General features: G+C 46.6%; 19 protein-coding genes and 1 pseudogene. 13 read left to right on the forward strand and 7 right to left on the reverse strand.

Annotated elements, in window-relative coordinates:
* Positions 1 to 22: 22 nt before the first annotated feature.
* The 6 genes from AC1S8V_RS02825 (at position 23) to AC1S8V_RS02850 (ending at position 7,491) form a co-directional block, all read left to right on the forward strand.
* Entirely contained in the window at positions 23 to 1,204 is a 1,182-nt protein-coding gene (locus AC1S8V_RS02825) for an arginase family protein (protein ID WP_482072345.1), read from the forward strand.
* 3 nt (positions 1,205 to 1,207) lie between these two features.
* A complete protein-coding gene (locus AC1S8V_RS02830) occupies positions 1,208 to 2,185 on the forward strand; it encodes a lysophospholipid acyltransferase family protein (protein ID WP_482072346.1) in 978 nt (325 codons plus the stop codon).
* 25 nt (positions 2,186 to 2,210) lie between these two features.
* Complete coding sequence (locus AC1S8V_RS02835) at positions 2,211 to 3,518, forward strand: M16 family metallopeptidase (protein WP_482072347.1); 1,308 nt, start codon at positions 2,211 to 2,213, stop codon at positions 3,516 to 3,518.
* Complete coding sequence (locus AC1S8V_RS02840; protein WP_482072348.1) at positions 3,511 to 4,734, forward strand: M16 family metallopeptidase; 1,224 nt, start codon at positions 3,511 to 3,513, stop codon at positions 4,732 to 4,734. Before AC1S8V_RS02835 ends, AC1S8V_RS02840 begins: the two co-directional genes overlap by 8 nt.
* 34 nt (positions 4,735 to 4,768) lie before the next feature.
* Positions 4,769 to 5,551: a 4'-phosphopantetheinyl transferase family protein gene (locus AC1S8V_RS02845; protein ID WP_482072349.1), complete on the forward strand. Its 783-nt coding sequence runs from the start codon at positions 4,769 to 4,771 to the stop codon at positions 5,549 to 5,551.
* A gap of 128 nt (positions 5,552 to 5,679) precedes the next feature.
* Positions 5,680 to 7,491, forward strand: a complete 1,812-nt coding sequence (locus AC1S8V_RS02850; RefSeq protein ID WP_482072350.1) for a S9 family peptidase — start codon at positions 5,680 to 5,682, stop codon at positions 7,489 to 7,491.
* A 172-nt stretch (positions 7,492 to 7,663) separates the two neighbouring features.
* Here the strand turns inward: AC1S8V_RS02850 and AC1S8V_RS02855 are convergent, their stop codons facing one another.
* From AC1S8V_RS02855 to AC1S8V_RS02875, 5 genes are all read right to left on the reverse strand, one after another.
* On the reverse strand, positions 7,664 to 8,698 hold the full coding sequence (locus tag AC1S8V_RS02855) for a phosphotransferase family protein (protein ID WP_482072351.1): 1,035 nt from the start codon (positions 8,696 to 8,698) through the stop codon (positions 7,664 to 7,666).
* 21 nt (positions 8,699 to 8,719) lie between these two features.
* Positions 8,720 to 9,019, reverse strand: coding sequence for an SMI1/KNR4 family protein (locus tag AC1S8V_RS02860; protein WP_482072352.1), 300 nt, complete (start codon positions 9,017 to 9,019; stop codon positions 8,720 to 8,722).
* A gap of 25 nt (positions 9,020 to 9,044) precedes the next feature.
* A complete protein-coding gene (locus tag AC1S8V_RS02865) occupies positions 9,045 to 9,695 on the reverse strand; it encodes an SMI1/KNR4 family protein (protein WP_482072353.1) in 651 nt (216 codons plus the stop codon).
* A 182-nt stretch (positions 9,696 to 9,877) separates the two neighbouring features.
* Positions 9,878 to 10,909: a ribonucleotide-diphosphate reductase subunit beta gene (locus tag AC1S8V_RS02870; protein WP_458125128.1), complete on the reverse strand. Its 1,032-nt coding sequence runs from the start codon at positions 10,907 to 10,909 to the stop codon at positions 9,878 to 9,880.
* Between the two features lie 192 nt (positions 10,910 to 11,101).
* A complete protein-coding gene (locus tag AC1S8V_RS02875; protein WP_482072354.1) occupies positions 11,102 to 13,435 on the reverse strand; it encodes a ribonucleoside-diphosphate reductase subunit alpha in 2,334 nt (777 codons plus the stop codon).
* A 774-nt stretch (positions 13,436 to 14,209) separates the two neighbouring features.
* On the opposite strand from AC1S8V_RS02875, the gene AC1S8V_RS02880 reads away from it, so the two are divergent.
* Complete coding sequence (locus AC1S8V_RS02880) at positions 14,210 to 14,536, forward strand: MTH1187 family thiamine-binding protein (protein WP_017690882.1); 327 nt, start codon at positions 14,210 to 14,212, stop codon at positions 14,534 to 14,536.
* 97 nt (positions 14,537 to 14,633) lie between these two features.
* On the opposite strand, the gene AC1S8V_RS02885 is transcribed toward AC1S8V_RS02880, so the two are convergent.
* Positions 14,634 to 15,758, reverse strand: a complete 1,125-nt coding sequence (locus tag AC1S8V_RS02885) for a hypothetical protein (RefSeq protein ID WP_482072355.1) — start codon at positions 15,756 to 15,758, stop codon at positions 14,634 to 14,636.
* Positions 15,759 to 16,204: 446 nt separating this feature from the next.
* On the opposite strand from AC1S8V_RS02885, the gene AC1S8V_RS02890 reads away from it, so the two are divergent.
* The 4 genes from AC1S8V_RS02890 to AC1S8V_RS02905 all read left to right on the forward strand — a co-directional run bounded on the left by AC1S8V_RS02890 (position 16,205) and on the right by AC1S8V_RS02905 (position 19,687).
* Entirely contained in the window at positions 16,205 to 16,309 is a 105-nt protein-coding gene (locus AC1S8V_RS02890) for a hypothetical protein (RefSeq protein WP_017690880.1), read from the forward strand.
* 43 nt (positions 16,310 to 16,352) lie between these two features.
* A complete protein-coding gene (locus AC1S8V_RS02895; protein ID WP_201028111.1) occupies positions 16,353 to 16,460 on the forward strand; it encodes a sporulation protein YjcZ in 108 nt (35 codons plus the stop codon).
* A gap of 262 nt (positions 16,461 to 16,722) precedes the next feature.
* On the forward strand, positions 16,723 to 17,022 hold the full coding sequence (locus AC1S8V_RS02900) for a hypothetical protein (protein WP_482072356.1): 300 nt from the start codon (positions 16,723 to 16,725) through the stop codon (positions 17,020 to 17,022).
* A gap of 1,153 nt (positions 17,023 to 18,175) precedes the next feature.
* Positions 18,176 to 19,687, forward strand: coding sequence for an HD domain-containing phosphohydrolase (locus AC1S8V_RS02905; protein WP_482072357.1), 1,512 nt, complete (start codon positions 18,176 to 18,178; stop codon positions 19,685 to 19,687).
* 4 nt (positions 19,688 to 19,691) lie between these two features.
* Here the strand turns inward: AC1S8V_RS02905 and AC1S8V_RS02910 are convergent, their stop codons facing one another.
* Positions 19,692 to 20,345, reverse strand: a complete 654-nt coding sequence (locus AC1S8V_RS02910) for a phosphatase PAP2 family protein (RefSeq protein ID WP_482072358.1) — start codon at positions 20,343 to 20,345, stop codon at positions 19,692 to 19,694.
* A gap of 439 nt (positions 20,346 to 20,784) precedes the next feature.
* Here AC1S8V_RS02910 and AC1S8V_RS02915 point away from each other — a divergent pair, with 439 nt between their 5' ends.
* On the forward strand, positions 20,785 to 22,200 hold the full coding sequence (locus AC1S8V_RS02915; RefSeq protein ID WP_482072359.1) for a sensor histidine kinase: 1,416 nt from the start codon (positions 20,785 to 20,787) through the stop codon (positions 22,198 to 22,200).
* Positions 22,201 to 22,276: 76 nt separating this feature from the next.
* A pseudogene (locus AC1S8V_RS02920) lies at positions 22,277 to 23,565 on the forward strand (MFS transporter).
* The last annotated feature ends 38 nt before the right edge of the window (positions 23,566 to 23,603 follow it).

A 23,603-nucleotide genomic window follows, 5' to 3' on the forward strand; every position in this document is an offset into this window, starting at 1 on the left:
ACTACGTACAGGAGGCTTTTGCATGAAAACATCAGAACCTGCGTATCTGGTACGTCGCATTGCAGATGCGTGGATCGCTGCCGACGAAACGTTCAGCCAGTTTTATGAGCTGGAACCTGCGAAAGAACTGGAACCACAACTCCCCCCGGATTTGCCGGGGGTTGAACCCGCGGAAGCGCCTTTTTTTTTGTATGAGCCTCTCATTGGGCATAGGGCTCCTCAACTGGGTATTTTGGGTATTCCGTATTCCGGTGGGACAAGCATGTTAAATTCCTCCGTTGCCGGACTCGCGCATGCATTACGGGTAGAATCATGGAAAAAGGTTATATATCCATCGTTGCAAGAGTACGGGAATTCGAGCTTGTACGATATCGGAAGCGGGAGACGATTGCTTGAGAGCGTAGCCATGCAGGATTGGGGTACTTGCCTTATGAATGAAGCGGAGGTGAATACCGCTATCCCCTATAAAAAAGGGCTTGCTGCCGCATTGGATCATGCGCTGGATCAACAGGCGCTACTATGCTGCATTGGCGGAGACCATTCCATTACACATACAGTGCTTCACATGATGGCAAAGGACCCGGGCAGTCGAAGGATGCTGGTCCAGTTCGATGCTCATCATGATTGCGGCGTTGATGCCATTCATCAGGAGAATCCCAGTCACTCCAATTTTGTAAGACATCTGCTAGAGGACGGTACGGTTGCTGCTATTGTACAGATTGGCCTGCGTGGTCTTCGCTCAGCAGACCAGATGTACAGCCATCCTGGCTTGATTCAGATATCGGCAGAGCATATGACACCCGAGAGGGTGAGTTATGTTCTGAACGAGGTAAGGCAGAAGTACGATATCAACTCGGCTTATTTAACTTTTGACCTGGATTCCCTTGATCCGGGAAGCTTCCCCTTTGTTGATTTTCCGATTGCTGCAGGGCCGACGTGGCAGAACATTCGAGACTGCGTTATTGCAGCACTGGAAGTACCGATAGCTTATCAAGGGATGGACATGGTAGAAGGACAGGGTGTGCAATCGGATCGACACATACCCGGACAATATGAGCTGGCGCTTCGGATGCTGGCCTATATGATGGATGGCATCGACCGAAATCGTAGGCAGTTTGAATCGTCTTTCAGTTTTAGTGCAGCCAGAGAAGGGATGCTGTCGAGAGCGGGAGCATCGATGAATGAGGGCTTAAAGGAGGAGTGAGCATTGGAGAATTTCCATACATTGTATATGTTATATCGGGAACAGGTCAGAGAGGAGCTGTATAGGGAAAAGACAGGCGGAATTCAACTGGGATTTTTCTATGCGCTAATGAATATTGTTAAGGAGCTTTCGCCTCTTCAACTGGAAACATCACCGGAGTCGATCTGGATGGATTATCTGGCTTTTTTGCGGACCGTTGAAGAACTCAAAAAAAGCCCGTACTCCTTTATGGAATGGGATGAAGTCGAGGGGCTTGAACATCTGCAAGCGACATTGCAGGAAGGTGGGGCTTTGTTGACCTGGCATTACGGATTTGTCAGGCATAATATGATCACCATCGGACAGGAGATTCGCGCAGGTCACATGAAGTCCGGATTACCCTTCTATCTGGTGGCTGAGCAAGACACTGTAGAGCAGGAACAGAAGCTGTCATCCTGGAACACTCTTCGGCAGTTTGCAGGTGCTGATCTGCTTAATGCCGAGGATGAGATGATTGGCATACGATTATATTCCCATTTGCGGAAGGGAGGTTCATTCAACCTTTTCGTAGATGGACAGACCGGGTTCAATGCGGATAATCGCGCAGTGGAGCTTCCTTTCCTGAGTTCACGCATCCGGACGAGAAGCGGTATTTTTCGAATTTTGGCCAAGACACGTAAGCCTGTATGCCTTTATTTCATGACGTTGACTGAAGATTTTCGTTCCAAAATTGTCTTTTTGCCGCCTTTCATATTAGAAGGAGATATTCAGGAGTCAGCTGGACGTGTATATGAGCCATTTCGCAATCAGCTGCTGAAGCAACCTGCATTATGGAGATTCTGGGACCGCCACCATCAGCAGGTGATTCACTGGAAAGAGGATGAGACATTGCTTCATTCACCTGAAGGCGAAAGTCGGGTGGACTGGTTCTCCAAGCCGCTGGAGGGATTCGGTCAGCTTGGACTGAACACCGCGAGTGGTTTGATCTACAATTTGGGTTAACCGTCAGATAAGGGGGGAGGAAAGGATGCAGTCCTTCATTACGGAGCAGTACAATCGTCTATCAGTCCATGTGATGCCAACTCCCCAATATGCCAACCGTTATCTCCATCTGGGTATCGTTAACGAACAAGGCAGAATCCCATCAGCAGTGTTTGCTGTCATTATACGGCTGCTGTTCAGGCAGGACTCGATCGGCAAAAGAGAGTTACAGCAGCAACTATGGTCATTGTATGCCGATGAGCTAAGATGCGAATTGGAGCAGAAGGGGGAGATTCAGCTTGCCTCCATCCGGTTACGTATCCCCGCAGGGATGCTGCCCGGGACCGAGGCACGGACGCTAGATGCGCTGAAGCTGCTTGCAGACATGTTGTTCGAACCGAGCCTTCAGGCTGAATTTGATTTTGGCGAAGCGCAGATCCAGGAGGAACTTGCCTGGGCAGAACATCATGCTGGTTATGATGTTTCCGATTGGGATAAGGTGGTGCGCGGGCGTAGTCTGGAATGGCTCGGGTATGCAGGACGAAGCAGGGATGCTGACTTGGAGCAACTGCAACGTTGCGTGCGTGATGGTGAACTGAGGCAGTGGTACCGGGAGGTGCTTTGCAGCCCACTCCATATTCATGTGATCGGTGATTTCCTGTCGGATGTGATGATAGCTCAGGTCATGGAAACATTTTCGCCTTCGATTTTCACGGCTGAGGGAGGAGCAACTCCATCTGTGATCAGGCATGATCAGCCTGCTGAGCGCCGGGATGAAGGCGAGATGATGCTTGAGCTGATGGATGTTCAGCAATGCAAGATTAATGTGGCTTTGACTACCGGGGTGACCTATGGGTCATCGGACTATCCTGCCCTGTTTCTTTTTCATTCGCTGTTTGGTGCTACGCCTGCTTCCAGGCTACAATCCCAGCTTCGTGAACGGAAGCAATGGGTGTATCAGATCTACAGTACGCTGGATGATTATCGTGGTACGCTTCATGTGACAACGGGAACGAGCAGTGACTATGTGACAGAGGTTCTTGAAGCGATAGACGCTGAATGGCTAAGGATATGCAGCGGAGACATTCAGGAAGTGGAGCTGAATAGAGCCGTTCAGAATGTGATGCATTATGTGCAAGTGGGTTATGATCTGCCTGAGCAGGTGGTCACCCTTCATATCGATCGGTTGCTCAACCGGGTCCAGATGACCACACCGCAATTCCTGGAAGCCATATCCCGCGTTACTGTGGAACAAGTGGCTGAGGTGGCCTCTGGCATGAAAAAGGCTGTCACCTGGATTTTATATCCTGAGAGTGAATATTCCGCACCAGTACAGGAGGTGACTCATGAATAGTATTTTGAATATTGCTCCTGTCCGCAGGCGCTTGTCCAACGGTCTGTCGGTTCATATTTTCCCCGAGCCTCATTTCCATCATTCTTTTGTTTCGTGGTCCGTGTCCTATGGTTCAATCCATGATGGGGACCTGCCTGGCAGAGCCCATTTCCTTGAGCATATGATGTTCTATAATCCGGATCAACAGCCCGTCAAGCCGCTATTTCATATGCTGGGAGCTTCCACGTCTGCGTTGACGCGTTACGATGTAACGACATACCAGTTGGCCTGTACAGGCCATTTGAAACCAAGTCTGGAGCTGTTCACTGGCATGCTGGCTGCTCCCTTTTTCACCCCAATGCATATGGAACAGGAACGAGCCGCCATTCATCAGGAGCTGTCCATGTATGCTGACCGACCCTCCTGGCGAGCCTTGCAACAATTGACTCAGATGATGTATGGCAGCAATCACCCCATTACGATGGATGTTGCAGGCACACCGGATAGTCTGTACCGAATGACAACAGATGAGCTGAATCATGCCTACAACACTCGTTATGCCACAGGGGAAATGGCAGTAGCGGTAGCCGGTCCAGTTGATGTGGAGGGTATTGCTGATATACTGGAACAATTCCCTGTAATGGGACCACTGAATGCTTCCTATCTACCACAAGTTACAATGCATTATGTGGGGGAGGATTCCGATATGCAATATCGGGAGATTGAATCGGGATTGTCTGTGCCACTTGTAAGGTATGGATTCCCTGCCGCAGATGGAATGCAGTTAGAAGATCAAATCGCTTGCATGATCGGCATTGAAGCTTTACTGGGTGAAACTTCCGATTTTTATGCCAATTGCATAGAGTCAGGTCTGTTTCATAAGGGTGCAGAATGGGGCCATTATTATCGCAAGGAATTTGCCTTTTCGAACGCTTGTGGTTATTCAGCAGATCCTGTTTCTTTATATAACCGGGTTGAGGAAACGTGTGAGCATATTCAGAACGGAACGTTATCCCTATCCAACTTGAATTATGCACGGATGAAGTGGTTAAGCAAGTACTATGAAGACATGGATTCGTTAAAACAAAGATGTATGCATGTATCGGAATATGATGTGATCGGATTGGATTATATGCAACTCGGCAAGTATGCACTTGAATTGACCGAAGAAGAGGTTATAAGTAGTCTCAGAACTATTGCAACGTCTGCTCGTCTGCGGATGGTTGTTATACGATAGCATGCATGTAATCCCGCATAGGGAGGAGGGCCTTATGGATTCCAGAACCGGAACAATCAGCAGTCTTCTAGCAATGAGGGGACAAGGGAATGATACGTTCACGCCATTTTCAGGAGAACCGGAGGTACACATTTGGACACAGACGTTGCCCATAAGAGAGGATCAACTGCAGACAGCAACTGCCATGGACTCCGGTGCACTGACTTTAGAAGAACATGAACGTATAGTCAGAATTGGCACAACCTCACAGCTAAAGGCTCATTGCTGGAAAATTTCAAGGCTTTTCCTGAGGAGAGTGCTGACAAAGTACACGCAGCTTCAGGCACGGGATATTCTATTTGAATACGGTACCGCCGGAAAGCCTTATCTTGTGGGAGGTCCACAATTCAGTCTTTCACACACGAAGGGGGTGTGCGTACTGGCGGTTACACCCAGTAATAACGAGCTTGGCGTAGATGTGGAATGGATACGTCCGTTATTGCGAGAGCAAGCCATCATCCAGCGATTTCTGACGAAAGAGGAACGGGACGATCTGCTGGCAGCCATGTGTTCCGGAGAGGATCGTTCTTTCCTGCTGTGGAAAGTCCTCACGGGCAAGGAAGCCTGGATCAAGGCTTCTGGTCAATCATTGTGTGGACAGTGGAGAAATTTAAATACGACACAAGCAATACGAAATCATAATCATTTGCTGGAATGGGCTGGACAGAATTATGTGCTGCAGTCTCTGGAAATGGGCGAAGGCTACTCTGCATCATTATGCATGGCAGGCACGAAGAGACCACTCATACGCTGGATGACTGTGGCAGATCATATATAAGCGGAGGAGAAATTGAATTAAATCTTACATATCTATTGTCTTACCATTGGAGTTACCTATAGTATGGACAAAGGGTACCTTAATTTACCAATGTTAAATTCGTTGGTTCAATTCCAAGGAGGTTTGTCATGATTCAGTTCCCTAAACCGGATGTCGAGCAATACTTTCAGACGTACCGAATTTCGCATTTTGCCGTATCGGCCGACGAGAAACGTTTGTTCATGGACAGCAACCTGAACGGTCAGCCGAATATTTGGGCGATGGATTTGCCCGGAGGGTACCCGTATCCTTTGACGTACTTGAATCAGAGCAGTCAATTTATCAAAGCAGACCCGCAAGGACGCCATCTTCTTACGGCGTTTGATCGGGATGGTGATGAGAACTATCATCTGTATGCACTTCCACCCGAGGGTGGCGTTCCACTGCCTGTTGTTCCGGCGGAGCCTAATGATCGCTGTTATTACGCCCACTTGTCTGAAGATGGAAAGCGTTTGTATTATGTAACCAGTGCAGGTAACCCGAACTATCTCAATTCACGCCGGATCGATCTGGAGACAGGGGAAGATGAACTGTTATACCGTGGAGAAGAGGTTACGAGCAGTCTTGTTGCTGTAAGTCCTGACGAGAAGAGTTATGTCATTTTAAAAATGTACTCAAATACGTATCAGACGGCGCATCTGTATCGTAACAATGAAGAAATGGTGATTCTGCCAGCTTCAGAACGTCATAGTCAGGTTTCCGATCTGATTTTTGCAGATGATAATCGTCTTCTGTTCATTACCAATGATGACTCCGCATACGCCTATGTGGCTGAGTACCGTATCGATACCCGCGAATTCCGTTTATTGTGCAGAATCGAAGGGGAAGATGTGGAGATTATCCGCTGGCACCAGACTTCCGAGACTTTATATTTCTGGACACTTACAGGGCCAGAGAATCGCATGTATGCATTATACAAAAATGCGGATCAGCCTCGGCGCGTAGACATGCCGCTGGATACGGTCGAGCAGGTGACCGTTACCAAGGCTGGCAATGTGTATGTCTTGGGTCGTGGAGCGATTCAGCCGCATAACATTTATCGCAAAATGGCAGGTGTTGAGTCTTGGGAGCCGCTGACCGCCAATCGGGTAACCGGACTTGACCCAAGTGATCTCGTGTACCCTGACGTTATTCGGTATAACGCCTACGACGGACTGGAGATCGAAGCTCTCTTGTTTAAAGCAAAGCCAGAGCAGGCCAATGGCTACACCGTATTTTGGCCGCATGGTGGGCCGCAAGCATCCGAAGCGAAGTTTTTTCGGCCGATGTTCCAGATGATGCTTGCTCAGGGCTATCATATTTTTGCACCGAACTTCCGGGGCAGTACTGGATATGGTGCGGAATTCGTCAAGATGGTTGAGCGGGATTGGGGCGAAGGCCCAAGGCTGGACTGTGTTGCCGGGATCAACTGGTTGTTTGATCAGGGAATTACCTCGCCAGAGCGGTTGTTTGTGGTAGGTGGAAGTTATGGGGGATATATGACCCTGTTATTGGCAGGTCGCCATCCGGAGCTGTTCCGGGCTGCGGTCGATATTTTTGGGCCAAGTAACCTGTTCACATTCCTGGAATCCGTACCGGAAGACTGGAAGCCGATGATGGATAACTGGCTGGGTGATCCGGTCCGTGACCGCGAACGTTTAACGAAGGATTCACCGATCACATATCTCGATCAGATGGTGAACCCGATGTTGGTTATTCAGGGTGCCAATGACCCAAGGGTAGTGAAGGCTGAGTCCGATCAGATTGTGGCCGCGCTCCAGTCGAAGGGACTTGATGTGGAATACATCGTTCTGGATGATGAGGGCCATGGCTTCTCCAGAAAGACAAACGAGATTCTCGTGTACCGCCGGATGCTGGAGTTTTTGCAGAAACATCAGGAGTCACCGGCCCTACAAGCTTAAGTTGAGAGATTCCATCGTTGACTGAAATATAGTGATATGACGAAAACCGCCAGAGATCATCCTTGATCTTTGGCGGTTATAAGCGTGCGCCCGGATGTTGGGCGACATATATGGAACGATACATACGTTAGTTTGGAAGGCCGCTATCCATTGAGCGACCTGTCCAAATCTACTAATCCAGCAATGCGAGAATCGAATCGATGGATTGCTCCGCCCACTGTGCAAAAGATAGTTCTTCTGCCCACGTCACTTGTCCTGTCGCTTTGGCTTCACCCCACCACAAGATACGTTGATAGAGCAGATGCACACTCAGACGTGAACGGAATTGTTGGCACTTTTCCACATCCGTCGTGCAGACCAGATCCCGGTAGCAGCGAAGGAACTGTTGGGCGAGTTCTGGTTGACCCTCACGAACATACCTGGTGGACATTTTGGTCAAGTCGGCTGTGCCATCTCCGAAATAGGAGGTTGTGAAATCAAACAGTCCACTAATCTGCCACCCTGAAGAACGGTCGTCCAGATTTTGAATCAGAATATTCTCAACCTTGAAGTCTCCCATGACAAAACACGGAACAGCTTTGGACCGAAATGCCGGTTCAGCCTTCTTGAATTGCTCGTCCACCCACTGAACATCTTCATCCGTAATCACCGAGTACTGTTCAGCATCATGTAACCAGTGACGAATGGTTCCGTACAACCAGTCCAGATAATCGCCTGCAAAGGAAACAATCTGCTGCGCTACAGGGTCATATTCCCCGGCATCAGGCACCTTCCAGCGGTGCAGTTCAGCCAGAGTATGGGCAAACATACAGGCGATCTCTTCCTGATCTTGCTGTGACAGTGAAGCATGGAATGCTGGATCATACAGGTGATTCCCGGGCAGGCGTGGCATTATGGCATAACTCCAGCCTAGCAGATGGGTATCTTCATGTAATAAATATGGATCAGGGACAGGAATGGACGTATGTTTCGCCAGTTGTTCTACAAAGAACTTTTCTTCCTGTAACTGTCCTGCGTATAAAGGATTGCCTTTCAGAATATACTCTCCACGGGAAGAGCGAATGAGCAGTGTCTGACCCATAACACCTTTATCTGTTCGTCGATAATCTTCAAGGGTTCCCAGGTCAAGCTCATTCAGCGCATCCTGCAATGAAACTGCGGCCACTTCGCCAAGTTGATTGGAACCAAAATATATACGGGTTGTCATATGGCCGGACCCTCCTGGATGTTAGTCCTCATTCTCTTCGTCAGACAGGTCATACGCATCCTCATCGACCAAACCTCGGATGAAAGCTTCAAAATTCGGCGCAAGATATGTAATTTCATAATCATTTTCCTGATCCACATGAACTACACAGGGTTCACCTTCAGGGCCACAGAAACGATAATCCAGCATAACGACATCATGACCAGCGGATGGACAATCACAGATCACAATCCCCAGGTCGGGGTATCCCCAATCTTCGATCATGAACCGACTTCCCAGCTCACCAGCGAGTGCGTATATTTTATCGTGTCCGATTCCCATAAGGCTTGAAATGGCAATGTGATCCTCAGCCCAGGAAGTCGCTTCTTTGGTGGGAAATACAGGTGAGCGCAGGTATACCGCCGTTCTGCGTATTCATCAGTTGAATATAGGAAGCGGGCAGCTTGTAACCTAGTTCTTGCTCAATAGACACAATTTCTTCTTCGTCAAAAGGTTCTGATACATGATTTTCCTGCGCATAATCGCTCTGTATCCAGAACGTTGCGGGAGCATAAGTCCCTGAAGCGGCTCTTAGATGGTTCTGTGTACCGCTCTGCTCCAATGCTGCAATATTCTCTTCATGGCGTTGACGATCCAGCCGCATCTTCTCCGCTCTGGGACGAATCTGGCGAAGGAAATCAAGCGTAGATTCATCATGGGGTAGAAGTTCGTCAGCTCTCTCAAAAGCGAGTAGTGCCTGTTCATAGCTCGCTATGTGACAGTATGCATAACCCAAGCGATATTGCCAGAGCGGGTCGCTTACCCCTTGCTCCTGGACAGACAACAAATGTTGAATGGCTTCGCGGTAGCGTGCGTCATTGTTATAGGCTCTGGCAAGTTGACCAATCAGACCATAATCCCGCTCAGATTCAGGGATACGTTCAATACGTTCAATAATGAGACTGAATTGGTCCTGCTCATGCCATAAGTTAAGTTGTTCCAGCAGTTCTTTTTCCATGAATAGGCCTCACTTCCGTAGGAGGGGTGTGAATCTCTTTCAAAACTATCTTACAAGGTTAAGAGACAAAAAAACACTCCCGCATGCAGATAGCCATGAAGGCATTCTATCAAAGGGAGTGCTTTAATTTGTGTTTATTTATACCGGATATACTCAAATAGTAGATACTCGATCAGAAGATTTTACAAATCGTCAAATCCGTTATCGTCGCCGACTTTACCGTAGTTACGGGATTTGGCTTCAAAGAAGTCTGTTTTGGTTGCATTTAGTGCTTCATCGGAGAATGGTTTAATCCAAGGCATGCAGTTTACATCCACACCTTCATACGCTTTTTCCATACCCATCAGACGCAGACGTTTGTTGGCGATGTACTTGATATAGTCTTCCAACTCGTTCAGGTCAATGCCGCGTACGTTGCTGAGCGTGTAATGTGCCCAGTTAGTTTCGAGCTCAACAGCACGATGGATTGTTTTGTATACGTAGTCCATGTTCTCAGGTGTGTTCAGTTCAGGGAAGTCTACCAGCAGCTGTTTGTACACTTCAGCGAAGAAGTAACAGTGTTGGTTTTCATCGCGCTGGATATAAGAGATCATCTGGCTGGTTGCCATCATTTTCTGGTCACGGGCCAGATTGTAGAAGAACGCAAACGTACTATAAAAGAAGATGCCTTCGAGTACCAGATCGGCTACCATAGCTTGGAAGAACGTCTGTGGAGATGGCTCGTCCCGGAAAGTTTGGTAGATGTCTGCGATGAAACGGTTACGGTCAAGCAGAACTGGATCATGTTTCCAGTATTCAAAAATTTCCTTTTGCTCCCGATCAGATACGATCGAAGACAGGACGTAGGAGTACGATTGGTTATGAACGACTTCCTGTTGTCCGATAATGGCCGAGATCGCTTCGAGTGAAGAATCGGTAAAGTAACGTTTTACGTCACCGACAAACATCGTCTGCATGGAATCAAGTACCGCGAGCAGAGAGATGTTGACTTTAAACGTACGTTGTTCTTCCTCGTCCAATTGGGCAAACTGGGAAGCATCTTTGGACATTGGAATTTCGTCTGCAATCCAGTGGTTGAGCAGTAGTACTTTGTACAATTTGTACATATGAGGCATGCGAATGTCGTTCCAGTTCAGGATACCGGAGCATTCACCTTCAATAATACGGGTCGATTGGTTAGGGGCTTCGGTGTTGAAAATTTTCTGTACTTGCATAGTCCGTTCACTCCTTGAAATTTCATAATGTTCTGCCGACAGAACTTTGGGAAATTATCTATATCAACATCTTGCGATGCTGTGATCGTGTTTTAGGCAAAAAAGAACCAGGGCAACGCCATTTTGCAATCAAAACAGGATGCCCTGGTGGTCATCGTGAATCTAGTCAATCTTCTCTATGACGGATAAAACTTAGCTTGCGCAAGAATCGCATTCTTCAATGGTTAATGCCCGGCTACGAACGTAATACGTCGATTTCATGCCGGCTCTCCAGGCGTGCAAGTGCAGTTCCAGGAATTCCGTTGCTTTGATATCCGGACGAACATACAGGTTGAAGCTCTGTCCCTGATCGACGTGGCGCTGACGGGCAGCAGCCATATTGATGGAAGCATGTTGATCGACCATGAATGCCGTTTTGTAATACCAGATCGTTTTTTCGGACAGATCAGGTGCCGGATTGGCAATCTTGTATGTTGTTTTCTCTTCATAAGACAACAGTTCATAGAGCGGATCAATGCTGGCTGTTGAACCTGCAATGATGGATGTGGAACCGTTAGGCGCAATGGCGAACAACCAGGCATTACGTACACCGTTTTGTCGTACTTCAGCTTGCAGTTCTTTCCATTGTTCGGTTGTCACGAACTCGCCTACGCGCTCACCTGACGTGTACTCGCGTTGGTCGAAGTAGTGGCCACTTTCCCAATCTGAACCTTTGAATTTAGGATAATGTCCTTTTTCTTTGGACAACTCCATGCTGGCTTTCACAAGCAGGTAGTTGATTTTTTCATACAAATTATCGTTATACGTTACCGCTTCATCGGACTCCCAGCGAATGCCTTCAAGGGCAAGCAAGTGGTGAAGTCCGAATGTTCCCAGACCGACTGCACGATATTGGCTGTTGGTATATTGGGCTTGCAGTACTTCGATGTTGTTAATGTCGATAACGTTGTCCAGCATACGTACCTGAATCGGTACCAGACGCTCCAACACATTATGAGGCACGGCACGTGCCAAGTGAATGGAGTTCAGGTTGCAGACAACGAAGTCGCCAGGTACTTTGGAAATCACGATACGAGTCTGTCCATCTTTGGTTACGAGTTCTTCCTTTTCTACCACAGTGGCAGATTGGTTCTGCATGATCTCGGTACAAAGGTTGGAAGAGTAGACCATACCGTGTGCACGGTTCGGATTCGCACGGTTGACGGTATCGCGGTAGAACATGTACGGCGTACCTGTTTCCAGCTGGGATTTCATCACACGTTTCATAATATCAATCGCCTGAACGGTGATACGGGACAATAGCGGGTGGTTGACCGCTTCTTCGTATTTATCACGGAACGCACCTGCACCAAAGGACTCATCGTAGAAATCTTCCAGTCCGAGTGGACGACCGTTCTCGTCTTTCCAGCCCATCACTTTCTTCGTTTCGTGTGGGCAGAACAAGCTCCATTCGCCGCGGCTGGATACCCGCTCCATGAACAAGTCAGGCAGACAGATCCCGTGGAATACGTCATGTGCACGCATCCGCTCGTCACCGTTGTTCAGCTTCAGATCGAGGAAGGCCAGAATGTCTTTGTGGAAGACATCCAGATATACGGCAATGGCACCTTTACGTGTACCAAGCTGGTCTACGCTGACCGCTGTATTGTTTAGTTGGCGAATCCAAGGGATTACACCAGAACTTGTGTTTTTGTGTCCACGGATATCCGATCCACGTGCTCTGACTTTACCGAGGTACACGCCGATGCCGCCGCCCATTTTGCTCAGACGAGCTACATCTGTATTGGAATCGAAGATACCTTCAAGTGAATCGTCCACGGTATCAATGAAGCAGCTTGAGAGTTGTCCAGCCACTTTTTTGCCCGCATTGGACATCGTAGGTGTAGCTGCTGTCATATACATGTTGCTCATCGCCCAGTAAGCTTCCTTAACGAGATCCATACGTTTCTCAGCAGGCTCCTGATGCATCAGGTACATCGCGATAACCATGTAACGCTCTTGAGGCAACTCCATCACTTTTCCGTCAAAATCGTGAGCAAGGTAACGTTCTGCCAGTGTGAGCAAGCCGATGTAATCGAAGAGCAGATCGTTGCGATAGTCAATGCACTCAGCAAGTTCGTCGATCTGTTCTTTGGTGTAACATTCCAGCAATTCTTCACGGTAGATGCCTTTTTTCACGAGATCTACAAGAAGAGGGTGGAATGCGCCATAAGGCTCGTCCGGGTAAGACTTGTATCTGCGGTTGGTAGCCGCTTTTTTGTACAGGGAAGTGAGCAGGGAGCGTGCCGCTGCAAATTTCCAGTTAGGCTCCTCTTTGGTTACCAGTTCCAGTGCGCTCATCATAAAAGCGTTGCTGATTTCGTCTCCGGTAACTTCATCACGGCGGAGCTTGCTGTTTACCCCGCGTACCAGACGTTCCTTGTCGAGCATGTCCAGTCCTTCCAGAATACGGTCGGCATATACCGAGATACGCATATCATCAAAGGCAAGCTGGCGGTTGTTCGGCTTGGTCACAACTTGTGGCATGAATATTCCTCGCTTTCGCATGTTTAAGAGATAAATTGGAGAAATTCTTTATATAAAGAATTGAGTGTCTTCTTACGGTGAGAAAAAGAAATAGGTTACGTTTTGCGGACTGAAACGGCGGTGACAAGTTCATGTCTTAAATCGCTCAACTTGAGGTGCACAAAGCAGCACAATGCAGAACATGCTCATATAAAAAGCATTCTCCCGCCTCGCGGCTGAAAATGCCCATGGATGCTCTAGCTTCCTTACTGTCTTAGAGGTTCAGGATATCGACAGAAAAGAGTGCTTATGTAAGCTTTTGTCTATATGCAGATGTGCCTGTAGTTTGAGGATACCGGATGCAGTCCAAACAGCCCCGTTAACCTCCGTGTCAACTCTGTTTCGAGAAAGCGATTTACACCTACAGGGACGTGCCTTTGGAGGTGATTTCATCCTGTTTTTCGCGAGATTGCAGAAGGTGACTATTAGAAGCGGAGAAATCTAGTGTTACTACATTTTGTAGCTGTCAACATACTGTAACCCAACATATTGTGTTTGTAAAGTGGGCAGAACCAGTAAAACGTAATTCCGAGTATACCATTTAAGCCGGGAATCCGCAAAGGAAAAGGACTGGAAGATTTGAAGATTTATCAAAAAAAATTTTTGACCAATTTGAATGACGTCTTCACGTCAGTTTGAATTGTAACGCATTCAACTGGTAGAATAAAAACAGTCAAAAATCGACTAAAATCAGCGGCAGCGGTTGTTCACGGGGCCCAGAGGAGGCGGAGCAAAATGGCAATAGCAGAAGTGACTGTAATCCCAATCGGAACGGGTACAACCAGTCTAAGCAGTTATGTGGCGGACATGCAAAAGGTATTGGAACATCAACGGGGCATTACATATCAGTTAACTTCCATGAGCACCATTATTGAGGGACCGCTTAACGAGATCTTTACAGCAATTGCGGCTCTGCATGAAGCGCCGTTTTTGTCAGGAGCTCAGCGTGTTTCCACATCCGTCAAGATTGACGACCGTCGTGATAAACCGGATGCCTCAAGTATACAGAAGTTACAATCGGTTCAGGATAAACTGACGTCACTTCAGGCAAGACCCAATTAATTTTCCTAATGTAAATACTCTACATCCCTAAATCGAATGTCAAAAAGACCAGTCTTTTAAAGAGCTGGCCTTTTTGTATACTCATTTAACATTTTAATTAATCTGCAACTACCAACGAGGCGCCAATCAACGTGGCGTTGGTGTAACCGCCACCGACATTTTCAAAAGAGAAGTTGGCAATTGGTGCACCGGTAACAGTAGCGTAATCACCATCAAGCAGATCTCCGGTCGTTGCAGGATATATCGCTATTATATCGTTCCCGTTCTCATCCATCACATGAACAACCGAGAAGGTCGATCCGAGAGAGCTATCTTCTTCAACGGAGATGACCTCCCCATTGATTTGAACGAATGTATCATAATAGTTGGCCACATTTTTATTCAGATGACGGGTCGTTACATTGGTGTCAACGAGATCCTTTGCCTTTTTGCGGAGTTCTGCCGTGCTGGCAGGGAATACATCGCTATGATTGCCAAAGAAATCATATGAAGCCTGTTCCATATAGGCTGTATCTTCCGTAATGTACGGAGTTAACTCATTAAAGAAATCGGCAGCTGATGCTGTAGCAGATGAATTTCCAGTCGTTGCAGTTTGCGCGGTTTGCTCCAGAGGAGCAGTAATGCTTAGAGAATCCAAGATATCTTTGATCTCGTCCTGATTATATGTATCTTTGGCATAGGTTAATGTCATGCTATAGAGTTCTGTATTGGTTGGAATCAGATATTGGACAAGGACAACATCTGTACCCGATGTGTGTTTATAGGACCCTTCCAAGACACCAGCGCTATATTCTTTATAAGGCTTGTTCGTGTAGCTGGTTTTTTTATAATCGGAAATGCCGATACTTGAACCGTTTTTTGTGTAATAATCAACCACATTATTAGCGTATTCTTCAGGATTGATTGAACCGGTTGAGCTGGCCTCAATCGTCAGATTAATATTATCAGCAAATGTGGCTGATGAAGATTGGTCTGAAAAAGCAGCTTTAATGGAGGGAACATTCATTTGACTTGTATCTACGCTTTTCCAGGATTCAGGATATGCAAAAGAAAATCCTTCTCCACTATATGTAGTGTATTTCGTAGTTTTTGCTTCTGTTGAGACAGTTTCAGTGGCCTTGGTTGCTTCGGACGTTTGGCTATTGGCTGTTGTGTTTGTTTCTGAATTACCACAAGCACTAAGCAATGCCGCTAATGCCAAAATCGTAATAAGTTTCTTCATTATGTCTAATTTCTCCTAATGTGCTTCCCATCGGTTGGGATTTTTTCTAAGGTCATCATTTCGTTTGGGATAATCAAGTTTAGGTGGTGGGCATAGTAACTCCTTTCTACTTTATTAGTAAAATAATAACATAAATAAAGATTTCAGTATTCATAATTACTAAAAAGGTAATTTATCTGTATTTAACAAGTTAAAATCTAATAATATACCGTATTGGTATCCATTTTGAACGATAGTACATACATTTGATGGATATAACCGTGAGATTTAAGTGTGACTTAAACGTATTTGAACATAACATTCCGACTTAAGAACTAACCCTTTATGTAGGTGCAATTAGCGAATAGTCGGTGGACAAAAAAACAGCCCATTTTCGACCTGAGCCCGGTCCCATATGGGATTGGTGCATATAGTGAACTGTACCTCAAATCAAAGGAGGGGTTTACATGAGTGGAGTAGTAGGTGGATACGGCGGCGCATGGACATCGACTGGCGCGATCTTGGTTCTCTTTATCTTGTTGGTCATCATCTCTAAAGCATTCTTGATCTAATAAACCGCTTGGACCCTAATATATTGGTAAAGGAGGGTTCTGCATGAGCAAAGTAGTTGAAGGCGTAGGATACGGCGGCTGGACATCGACTGGAGCAATCCTGGTTCTGTTCATTCTTCTCGTAATCATCACTAAATCTTTCTGGGTATAATATGGCGAGCTCTGCCGGGCAACCGGTAGGGTTTTTTTTGGTGTGGACAAGTATGGTTGAGAGGCATGGATGAGATCGCTTGCGGTTGAACGGAAAAATTAGCGAAATTTAAGAAATGGAAGGACGGAGTATATGACGAAAAGGGGAAAGCTTACCCAATGGCTAAACGCCCATTTTGTCAAAATGAGGGCCATAGCCCGGTCCAGAGGTAGGCTGAATACATAGCTTAGGGGTGTAGGCAAATGTTAAGGAGGAATGAACAATGAGCGAAGTAAAACCAAACTCACCGAACGGACAGGGGCATGTATACGGACATATGGGGGGACATGGGCACATGTATGGATATCAATACACAGGTCACGAGATGCACGGATATGGCTGCGGCACAATGCCAATGGGCTACGGTTACGGACACAAGCCTAATCAGGCTCCAATGATGCACGGTTATCACCATGGTTGTGGAGTATCCTATGGTCATGGCGGGGGAAGCTGGGGTTCCATGGGTACGATCCTCGTACTGTTCATCCTGCTGGTGATTATTTCCAAAACAATGTTCATCTAATTACCTTGTGTGCAAGACGGCTATGCCGATTGTGGATCGTTACAATGGAGCTGGTCCCAAAAGCTCTAAACCCTGAGATTGATGATGGGGCGTAACGTTCATATAATCAGCAGGGGACAGCGTAGGAATTCATCCTGCGGTGTCCCTTTTTTAATTTTTTGTAGGTGATGGAAGGGTATGTAGACATGGATAAACACCCGGAACCCAATTCCGGGTGCTTTGTGTATGTTTTCAATCTTCTCAAGAATAAGTGATATCCAAAACAACAAAAGCCCTACCTCTCTTTTGTCCTTGCGGCTCCGATGACCGCGCCAGTGTGAATGGGAACATCTTGTGAAACTCTGTACTACCGGGTTATTGTGATTCAGGTTCTTCAATCTTCATAGGTTGCTTGTACTTAATTCGCTGCGGTCGCAGCATGAAGAAAATATTCCGGGGTTTAAAGAAGACAGAAATCATATGAGGTTGTTTAATACAACTTTTATACTATACCACAGGCTGTAATTTTTTGCAATAAAAAGGAAAGCGTAAGCAGAAAAACATGTTTACGGGCTTTCTTTCAGTCGAAAGTTGAGTGGCTGGTTTGAAAATATACAGAAACTTTTTCAAAGTATTTCTGACTAGAGGTAATCTTCTTCAAACGTTTCTGCGTAGGGCACTCACTTGGTAGTGCAAGCTGAGAACCTGCCAAATCTGGAAGGCAATGAAGCGTTCCAGGTCTGGTTGATCAAGGGGATACACCTCAGAATGCCGGAACTTTCCTTAGTCGGGATGGCATGGGAGCGGTATACTATACATTGGATTCGGCCAACGACTATGATACGGTTGCGATCACGCTTGAGCCGGATTCCATGGGAGATGAGCCGCGCGGTACGATAATTCTGGCTGCCAAGATCAAAGGATAACTATAGGGTGTATCACATAAGGCTGCTCCTTCGTGGAGCGGCCTTTTTGGTTTTTTCAGAGTACCACCAAATTACTGCGGAACGGGGCGGTTTTTTTAACGATTCGAGAGGTGGAGCTTCAGTATCTGATCAGGGGATTTTATTAATTTTTTTAGTCGGAGTAACCGATAAACCAATAGAAGGCAATACCCTTGATCTCCCCGTGTCTCAAGGGAGAACGGGTTGCACATAGAGAGTGAGGGGTTCAGTTGGAAGTATACCGTTCATTTATCTTTCGCCTGATACGCAATTATCTGATCGGTTCAATGGTAGCTGTTTTTGTTGTCGGTACAGTGGCTATGGTATCTACCTTACAGATACCCAATATTCAATTTGTCCGACTCATCGTCATTGTGTTGATATCACTCTTGTTCATGCTGGTCGCAGAATTGATTACGCTGTGGGTACAGCTCGGCCCCATAAGGCAATTTTTTGCTTCAGAGCATCATGAAAAAGATGACTTGAATCGCATGTATGAGAGTATTCATCGTTTTCCGGGACAGACCATATATCGGATTATGGGTCCGCACATGCTTGGTTTTTCACTTCCGGCAGCTGGACTAACCATATGGATGATATCCACAGGGTGGCTTGAGTTCCCTTACGGGTATATTGTGGTGGCAGCCGCGTGCGCCTTTCTGATTGCCATCATGCATGCGCTGATTGAGTATTACCTAACGGTGCGGGCGATCAGACCCCTGTTACTTGAGATTCGCCATCGAGGCAAAGCCCAATATGGGATGGAACCTTCACTGGGAGGGCGCATCCTGGTATCGATTCAGCGTAAATTTCAGCTAAGTACGGCACTGATCGGCTTATTTCCTCTATTTTTATTTTTCTTGGCTACATATATTCGGCTTCAGTATATGGACAAAGAATTTGCGAAAGAGTACATTCTGTGGGGGATTCTCATCGTAGTTCTGGGCGCGGGGTTTGCGCTGGTGGGAAGCTGGCTGTTGATTCGTGATGTTCGTGATCCAGTTACTGAACTGACGCATGAAATGAACCGCATTCAGGGGGGAGATCTTGGCAGAAGAGCTCCGGATCTGTATGCGGATGAATTTTCTGCACTGATCTCGGGTTTCAATATGATGATTAATCGGCTTGAGATGAGACAGGAACGTAATCGGCAGCTACTGCAAAGTTATTTTTCTACGCTGGCGGCTGCATTGGATGCCCGAGATAAATACACGGCAGGGCATTCCATGCGTGTAGCAGAGTATTCGCTGATGATCGGCAAGTTGAGCGGAATGAATGAAGAACAGGCGGATTTATTGTACAAATCAGCCTTGCTCCATGATATTGGGAAAATTGGCATACCTGATGAGGTGTTGTTGAAGGATGGGAAGTTAAGCGATGAAGAATTCGCGATCATTCGTACACATCCCGTGCAGGGGGAAAGTATTTTGTTACAAATAGAACCCATTGATGCCATGGCGGACTTCCTGCCAGGAGTAAGATCTCACCATGAGAGATATGATGGCAAAGGATACCCGGATGGGATGGCTGGCGATGATATTCCGCTTTTTGGCCGCATCATTGCGGTAGCGGATGCCTTTGATGCCATGACGTCTGATCGACCATACCGGAACGGGATGAGTCACGAGAAAGCGCTAACGATTTTGGAAGAAGGAAAAGGGACCCAATGGGACCCCTATTTTGCAGGCTTATTTATTGATGAATGGAGACGACAACAGCATCTGCAGAAACCGTCGAAGTGAGGGATCAGCTGATTCCCTCGGTCCACTTCGATTCTTTTCTGCGTCTCCGATAAAGAGCCAGTCCTGTTACAATGGTAAGAACACATTCGCCAAGTATGACCGCACCCAGCGCGTCATAGATCACATGTTGTTTGATCATTAGCGTGGATAATATAATGGTTGCTGCACCGGCAACTACCAAGATCTTGATGGGTTTGCGGATGCTTGGAACCGAGAGAACAGCACGCATCACGAGATATGAGTGCAGGGAATGAATACTTGGAAAACAATTATAAGGACGATCCTGGCTGTAGAGCCAACCAAGAACAGATGCCCCCACCCCTGTACCTGTTAATTCCGGACGTGGTACCATGGTCTGAAAGTTGAAGTAGATCAGATAACAGATCCAGACACAGATATTCATGGATAACAAGACGCGGTAGTACGTCAGTCGATCCTTAGCACACAGGTAAGCGAGCACACCGAATACAAACGGGTACCAGCCCAAATATGGAATGGACATGGCAGGCACGTAGGGGATGATTCGATCAAGCGAGGAATCAAGTATAACGAACCCGCGTTCCGGACTATTAAGAATATCATAGAACAGCCCCATAACGGCCAAGGACAGCATCAGACTCAATGACAGCCAATAGGATTTATTTTTTAACAATTGCACAACATTTTTTCTCCTTTCATTCATGCTCCAGAGGAGCATGACCCCAGCAAATAACTATATAAGTTGCACTATACATTCATTTACACGAGAACGGAGAGGACAGAAATAACCTGAAGAAGCGGAGCGTTCGCCTTTATCCACGGATTTTCCCTTTCAGAAAAGGGAATCGAAAAAATCTGGGGATAACAGCGATCAGAAGGTTGTTCTGTCATCGGAGTGGCAAGTGTAATTATTCTTTAGTTCAATCTATATAGTAGTTTAAATTTAAACAACAATATATTCTACTACGTCCAGCACACAAATTGAATCCTGATTTGTGTATTTTTGTGTATTTTTTTGACGAAGAAGGAATGCCGAAGTTTCAATGGGCATGATATGATAAAAACACATACGGACGAAGATAATTTAGCCAGTAAAGTCGGACAACAGGAGTGAGTGAATGCAATTTTCAAAAATGTTCGTATTGAATATGGGAATGCTTATAACGATAGCCTATCTTGCTAGTGTGTTCTATAAATATATCGTAATACGTAGCTCATCTCGAGTGAAACAGATCAGTTCAGTGCTTGTCCTTATTTTTGCAGGCTGGATCAGTACGGTTTTTGGCTTTCAACTCACCGATGAAGTGGTCTTTGATCTTCGTTATGTCCCTTTAATTGTTGCTGTTCTGACGTATAGACAACCCTATAGCGTGATCCTCGTGGGTGTTGGAATTGGGTTGTCAAGGCTGACTTTTGGCATCACGGATGCTACATTGGCGGCAGTGCTCAACATGTCATTGCTGGGCGTGATCTGTGCAGGTCTAAATATATGGATGAGACGCAGCAACTATAGGCTAATTATTAAAGGAATACTTGTTACAGTTATCGTCAATGTGGTCAATAGTGTAAACATTGCTATCGTCGGTGTGATCCCGGCTACATATTTCTTTTCGCATATTATGCCTTATACACTTCCTACAGGCATTGTATTAAGTCTTATTTTTGCATTTATTCTACGTGATTTTCAGAATGAACAGAATCGAATATTGTTGATACAGAGCACAAACCGATTATTATCTGTGCAAAAGGAAGAATTGCAGAAAGCCCAGATTGTGTTGGAGGATCGAGCGAAGCAATTGATGATTGCCTCACAGTACAAATCAGAATTTCTCGCCAATATGTCACATGAGTTGCGTACACCACTGAATAGCGTCATTAACTTTGCCCAGATGATCAGTGAGAACGCGGATACGATGGATCAGGAGGATATTGTACGTTTCGCCACCATGATCGACCACTCCGGGCAGGAACTGCTTACGCTCATTAACGATATTCTGGATCTGTCCAAAGTGGAAGCAGGTCGGCTGGATATTGTACTCGAGGATATCAGTGTGGCACAACTTACAGAAGATGCCATGAACCACTTTCAGCTCGTTGCTGAGAAAAAGGGAATTCAGTTGGTTCTGGACAAAAAACAAGGACTACCCGAGACGCTCTGGTCTGATCCCCAGCGGCTTCAGCAGATTTTGCGGAATTTGATGTCCAATGCCGTCAAGTTTACTCACCGGGGAAAGGTCACGCTGACCGTAAGCACCAAACAGATCCAAAATGCAGGCATTCAGAGTCGATGGCTCGTATTCTCCATTCAGGATACAGGCATTGGTATTCCCGAGGACAAGCATCATTCCATATTTGAAGCCTTTCAGCAGGCTGACGGGTCGATTAGTCGAAAATTTGGGGGTACCGGACTTGGCCTGTCGATCAGTCGGGATTTAGCGAGATTACTGGGGGGTTCGATTGAACTTGAGAGTACTGAAGGTAAAGGAAGCACCTTCCATCTCTATCTTCCGTTGGACCGTGAAAAAATGAGTTGACAACCTTCGCGCCGTGAGTAGAATTTGGGATGACAACTAGCATCGACCGGCTTTTGAGACCCGGTCTAAGGAGTGTATCCCCATACAGAAGACGGTCAACGTTAACCCTCCCCCGTTAGCCAGCAAACCACGGCGCAAGGGTTCGACACAACGCACTAACTTATCGATTGCAACATGGGAGGGTGTACCGGCAATTATTTTACAGACATTGCTGGGGGGCCCGTTCTTAACCGGGTTTCTGCTGTACCTTGGGGCCGGGTCGAGACATATTGGCTTTGTGCTCGCGATTACCACATTCGTGAACATTGCCCAGATCGGAGCAGCTTACTGGATGCAGCGCATTCGCAGCCGTAAACGCATGCTGCTGCTGTTTGTGGGCACACATCGTATCTTGTGGAGTGCAACGGGACTGATTCCGTTCATTTTCCCCAAAGAGTGGTGGGTAAGCGTATATATTGGTGTATATACGATTGCTTTTATATCGAATACCATCGGCGGCATGATCTGGACTTCACTCATTGGCGACATCGTACCTGCCAAGGTGAGAGGGCGTTATTTTGGAATTCGAAATACGATTCTGAATGCACTTGGAAGCATATGCTTATTCGCAGGCGGCATTGTTTTGGACCGTTACCCCGGAGAAATGGGTTTTCTAATCCTGTTTATTCCTGTATGGATCTGTGCCATTGCTAACACAGTCATCTATTTCTTCTATCCGGACGTGCCCTTTGAACGTTCTACCGAAAAGGTTTTCTGGCGTATGTTTATCAAGCCGTTCCAGGATCGTTCTTTCCTGAAAGCAACGCGTTCCTGGCTGTTTGGTTATTGATCCAGACCTTGATTGTTCCGCTCTATTCCTATGTGATGCTGGATCTGCTGAACATCAATTATCAGACCGTATCTCTGATCACGGTAGTCCAGACGCTGGTCATGATGGCCGGGTTCTATGTCTGGGGCAATCTGAATGCCAGATTCAGTAACAAAACCCTGTTGTTTTGGACATTGCCCGTCATCGCACTTTCCTGTCTATCGTGGGGGTTAATGTCATTCATGCCCGTGTTGATCGCGCTCTTTCTATCTCATATCTTCCTTGGAATCGGTGTGGGGGGATTTAATCAGCTGGCATTTAACTTTACGATCGGAGACACACCCAAAAGTGAAAGACCGATGTTTGTCGCCGTCTATTCGGCGCTGACGGGAGTAACCTCTTTTCTTGGGCCACTGATGGGTGGCTGGTTGTATGAAAAGATGGAAACCTGGTCCGATGCGCTGGCCTGGATCTCTGCCTACGGATTTCAGGTGGGGGTTGGTGTAGTGATGCTGATCCTTACATTTACCCTTGGACGTCGTGTACTGTTAAAATAGAAACGATATGCGTGAATATAAAGATGGCGAAGTGGAGG

It is taken from the genome of Paenibacillus sp. B46(2026), assembly GCF_056786355.1.

Bases quoted from the DNA above. Each gene is read 5' to 3' on its own strand.
- AC1S8V_RS02840 (WP_482072348.1), top strand. From the start codon at position 3,511: ATGAATAGTATTTTGAATATTGCTCCTGTCCGCAGGCGCTTGTCCAAC.
- AC1S8V_RS02855 (WP_482072351.1), bottom strand. From the start codon at position 8,698: ATGACAACCCGTATATATTTTGGTTCCAATCAACTTGGCGAAGTGGCC.
- AC1S8V_RS02850 (WP_482072350.1), top strand. From the start codon at position 5,680: ATGATTCAGTTCCCTAAACCGGATGTCGAGCAATACTTTCAGACGTAC.
- AC1S8V_RS02895 (WP_201028111.1), top strand. From the start codon at position 16,353: ATGAGCAAAGTAGTTGAAGGCGTAGGATACGGCGGCTGGACATCGACT.
- AC1S8V_RS02870 (WP_458125128.1), bottom strand. From the start codon at position 10,909: ATGCAAGTACAGAAAATTTTCAACACCGAAGCCCCTAACCAATCGACC.
- AC1S8V_RS02825 (WP_482072345.1), top strand. From the start codon at position 23: ATGAAAACATCAGAACCTGCGTATCTGGTACGTCGCATTGCAGATGCG.
- AC1S8V_RS02890 (WP_017690880.1), top strand. From the start codon at position 16,205: ATGAGTGGAGTAGTAGGTGGATACGGCGGCGCATGGACATCGACTGGC.
- AC1S8V_RS02900 (WP_482072356.1), top strand. From the start codon at position 16,723: ATGAGCGAAGTAAAACCAAACTCACCGAACGGACAGGGGCATGTATAC.
- AC1S8V_RS02885 (WP_482072355.1), bottom strand. From the start codon at position 15,758: ATGAAGAAACTTATTACGATTTTGGCATTAGCGGCATTGCTTAGTGCT.
- AC1S8V_RS02880 (WP_017690882.1), top strand. From the start codon at position 14,210: ATGGCAATAGCAGAAGTGACTGTAATCCCAATCGGAACGGGTACAACC.
- AC1S8V_RS02865 (WP_482072353.1), bottom strand. From the start codon at position 9,695: ATGGAAAAAGAACTGCTGGAACAACTTAACTTATGGCATGAGCAGGAC.
- AC1S8V_RS02860 (WP_482072352.1), bottom strand. From the start codon at position 9,019: ATGGGAATCGGACACGATAAAATATACGCACTCGCTGGTGAGCTGGGA.
- AC1S8V_RS02875 (WP_482072354.1), bottom strand. From the start codon at position 13,435: ATGCCACAAGTTGTGACCAAGCCGAACAACCGCCAGCTTGCCTTTGAT.
- AC1S8V_RS02915 (WP_482072359.1), top strand. From the start codon at position 20,785: ATGCAATTTTCAAAAATGTTCGTATTGAATATGGGAATGCTTATAACG.
- AC1S8V_RS02845 (WP_482072349.1), top strand. From the start codon at position 4,769: ATGGATTCCAGAACCGGAACAATCAGCAGTCTTCTAGCAATGAGGGGA.
- AC1S8V_RS02835 (WP_482072347.1), top strand. From the start codon at position 2,211: ATGCAGTCCTTCATTACGGAGCAGTACAATCGTCTATCAGTCCATGTG.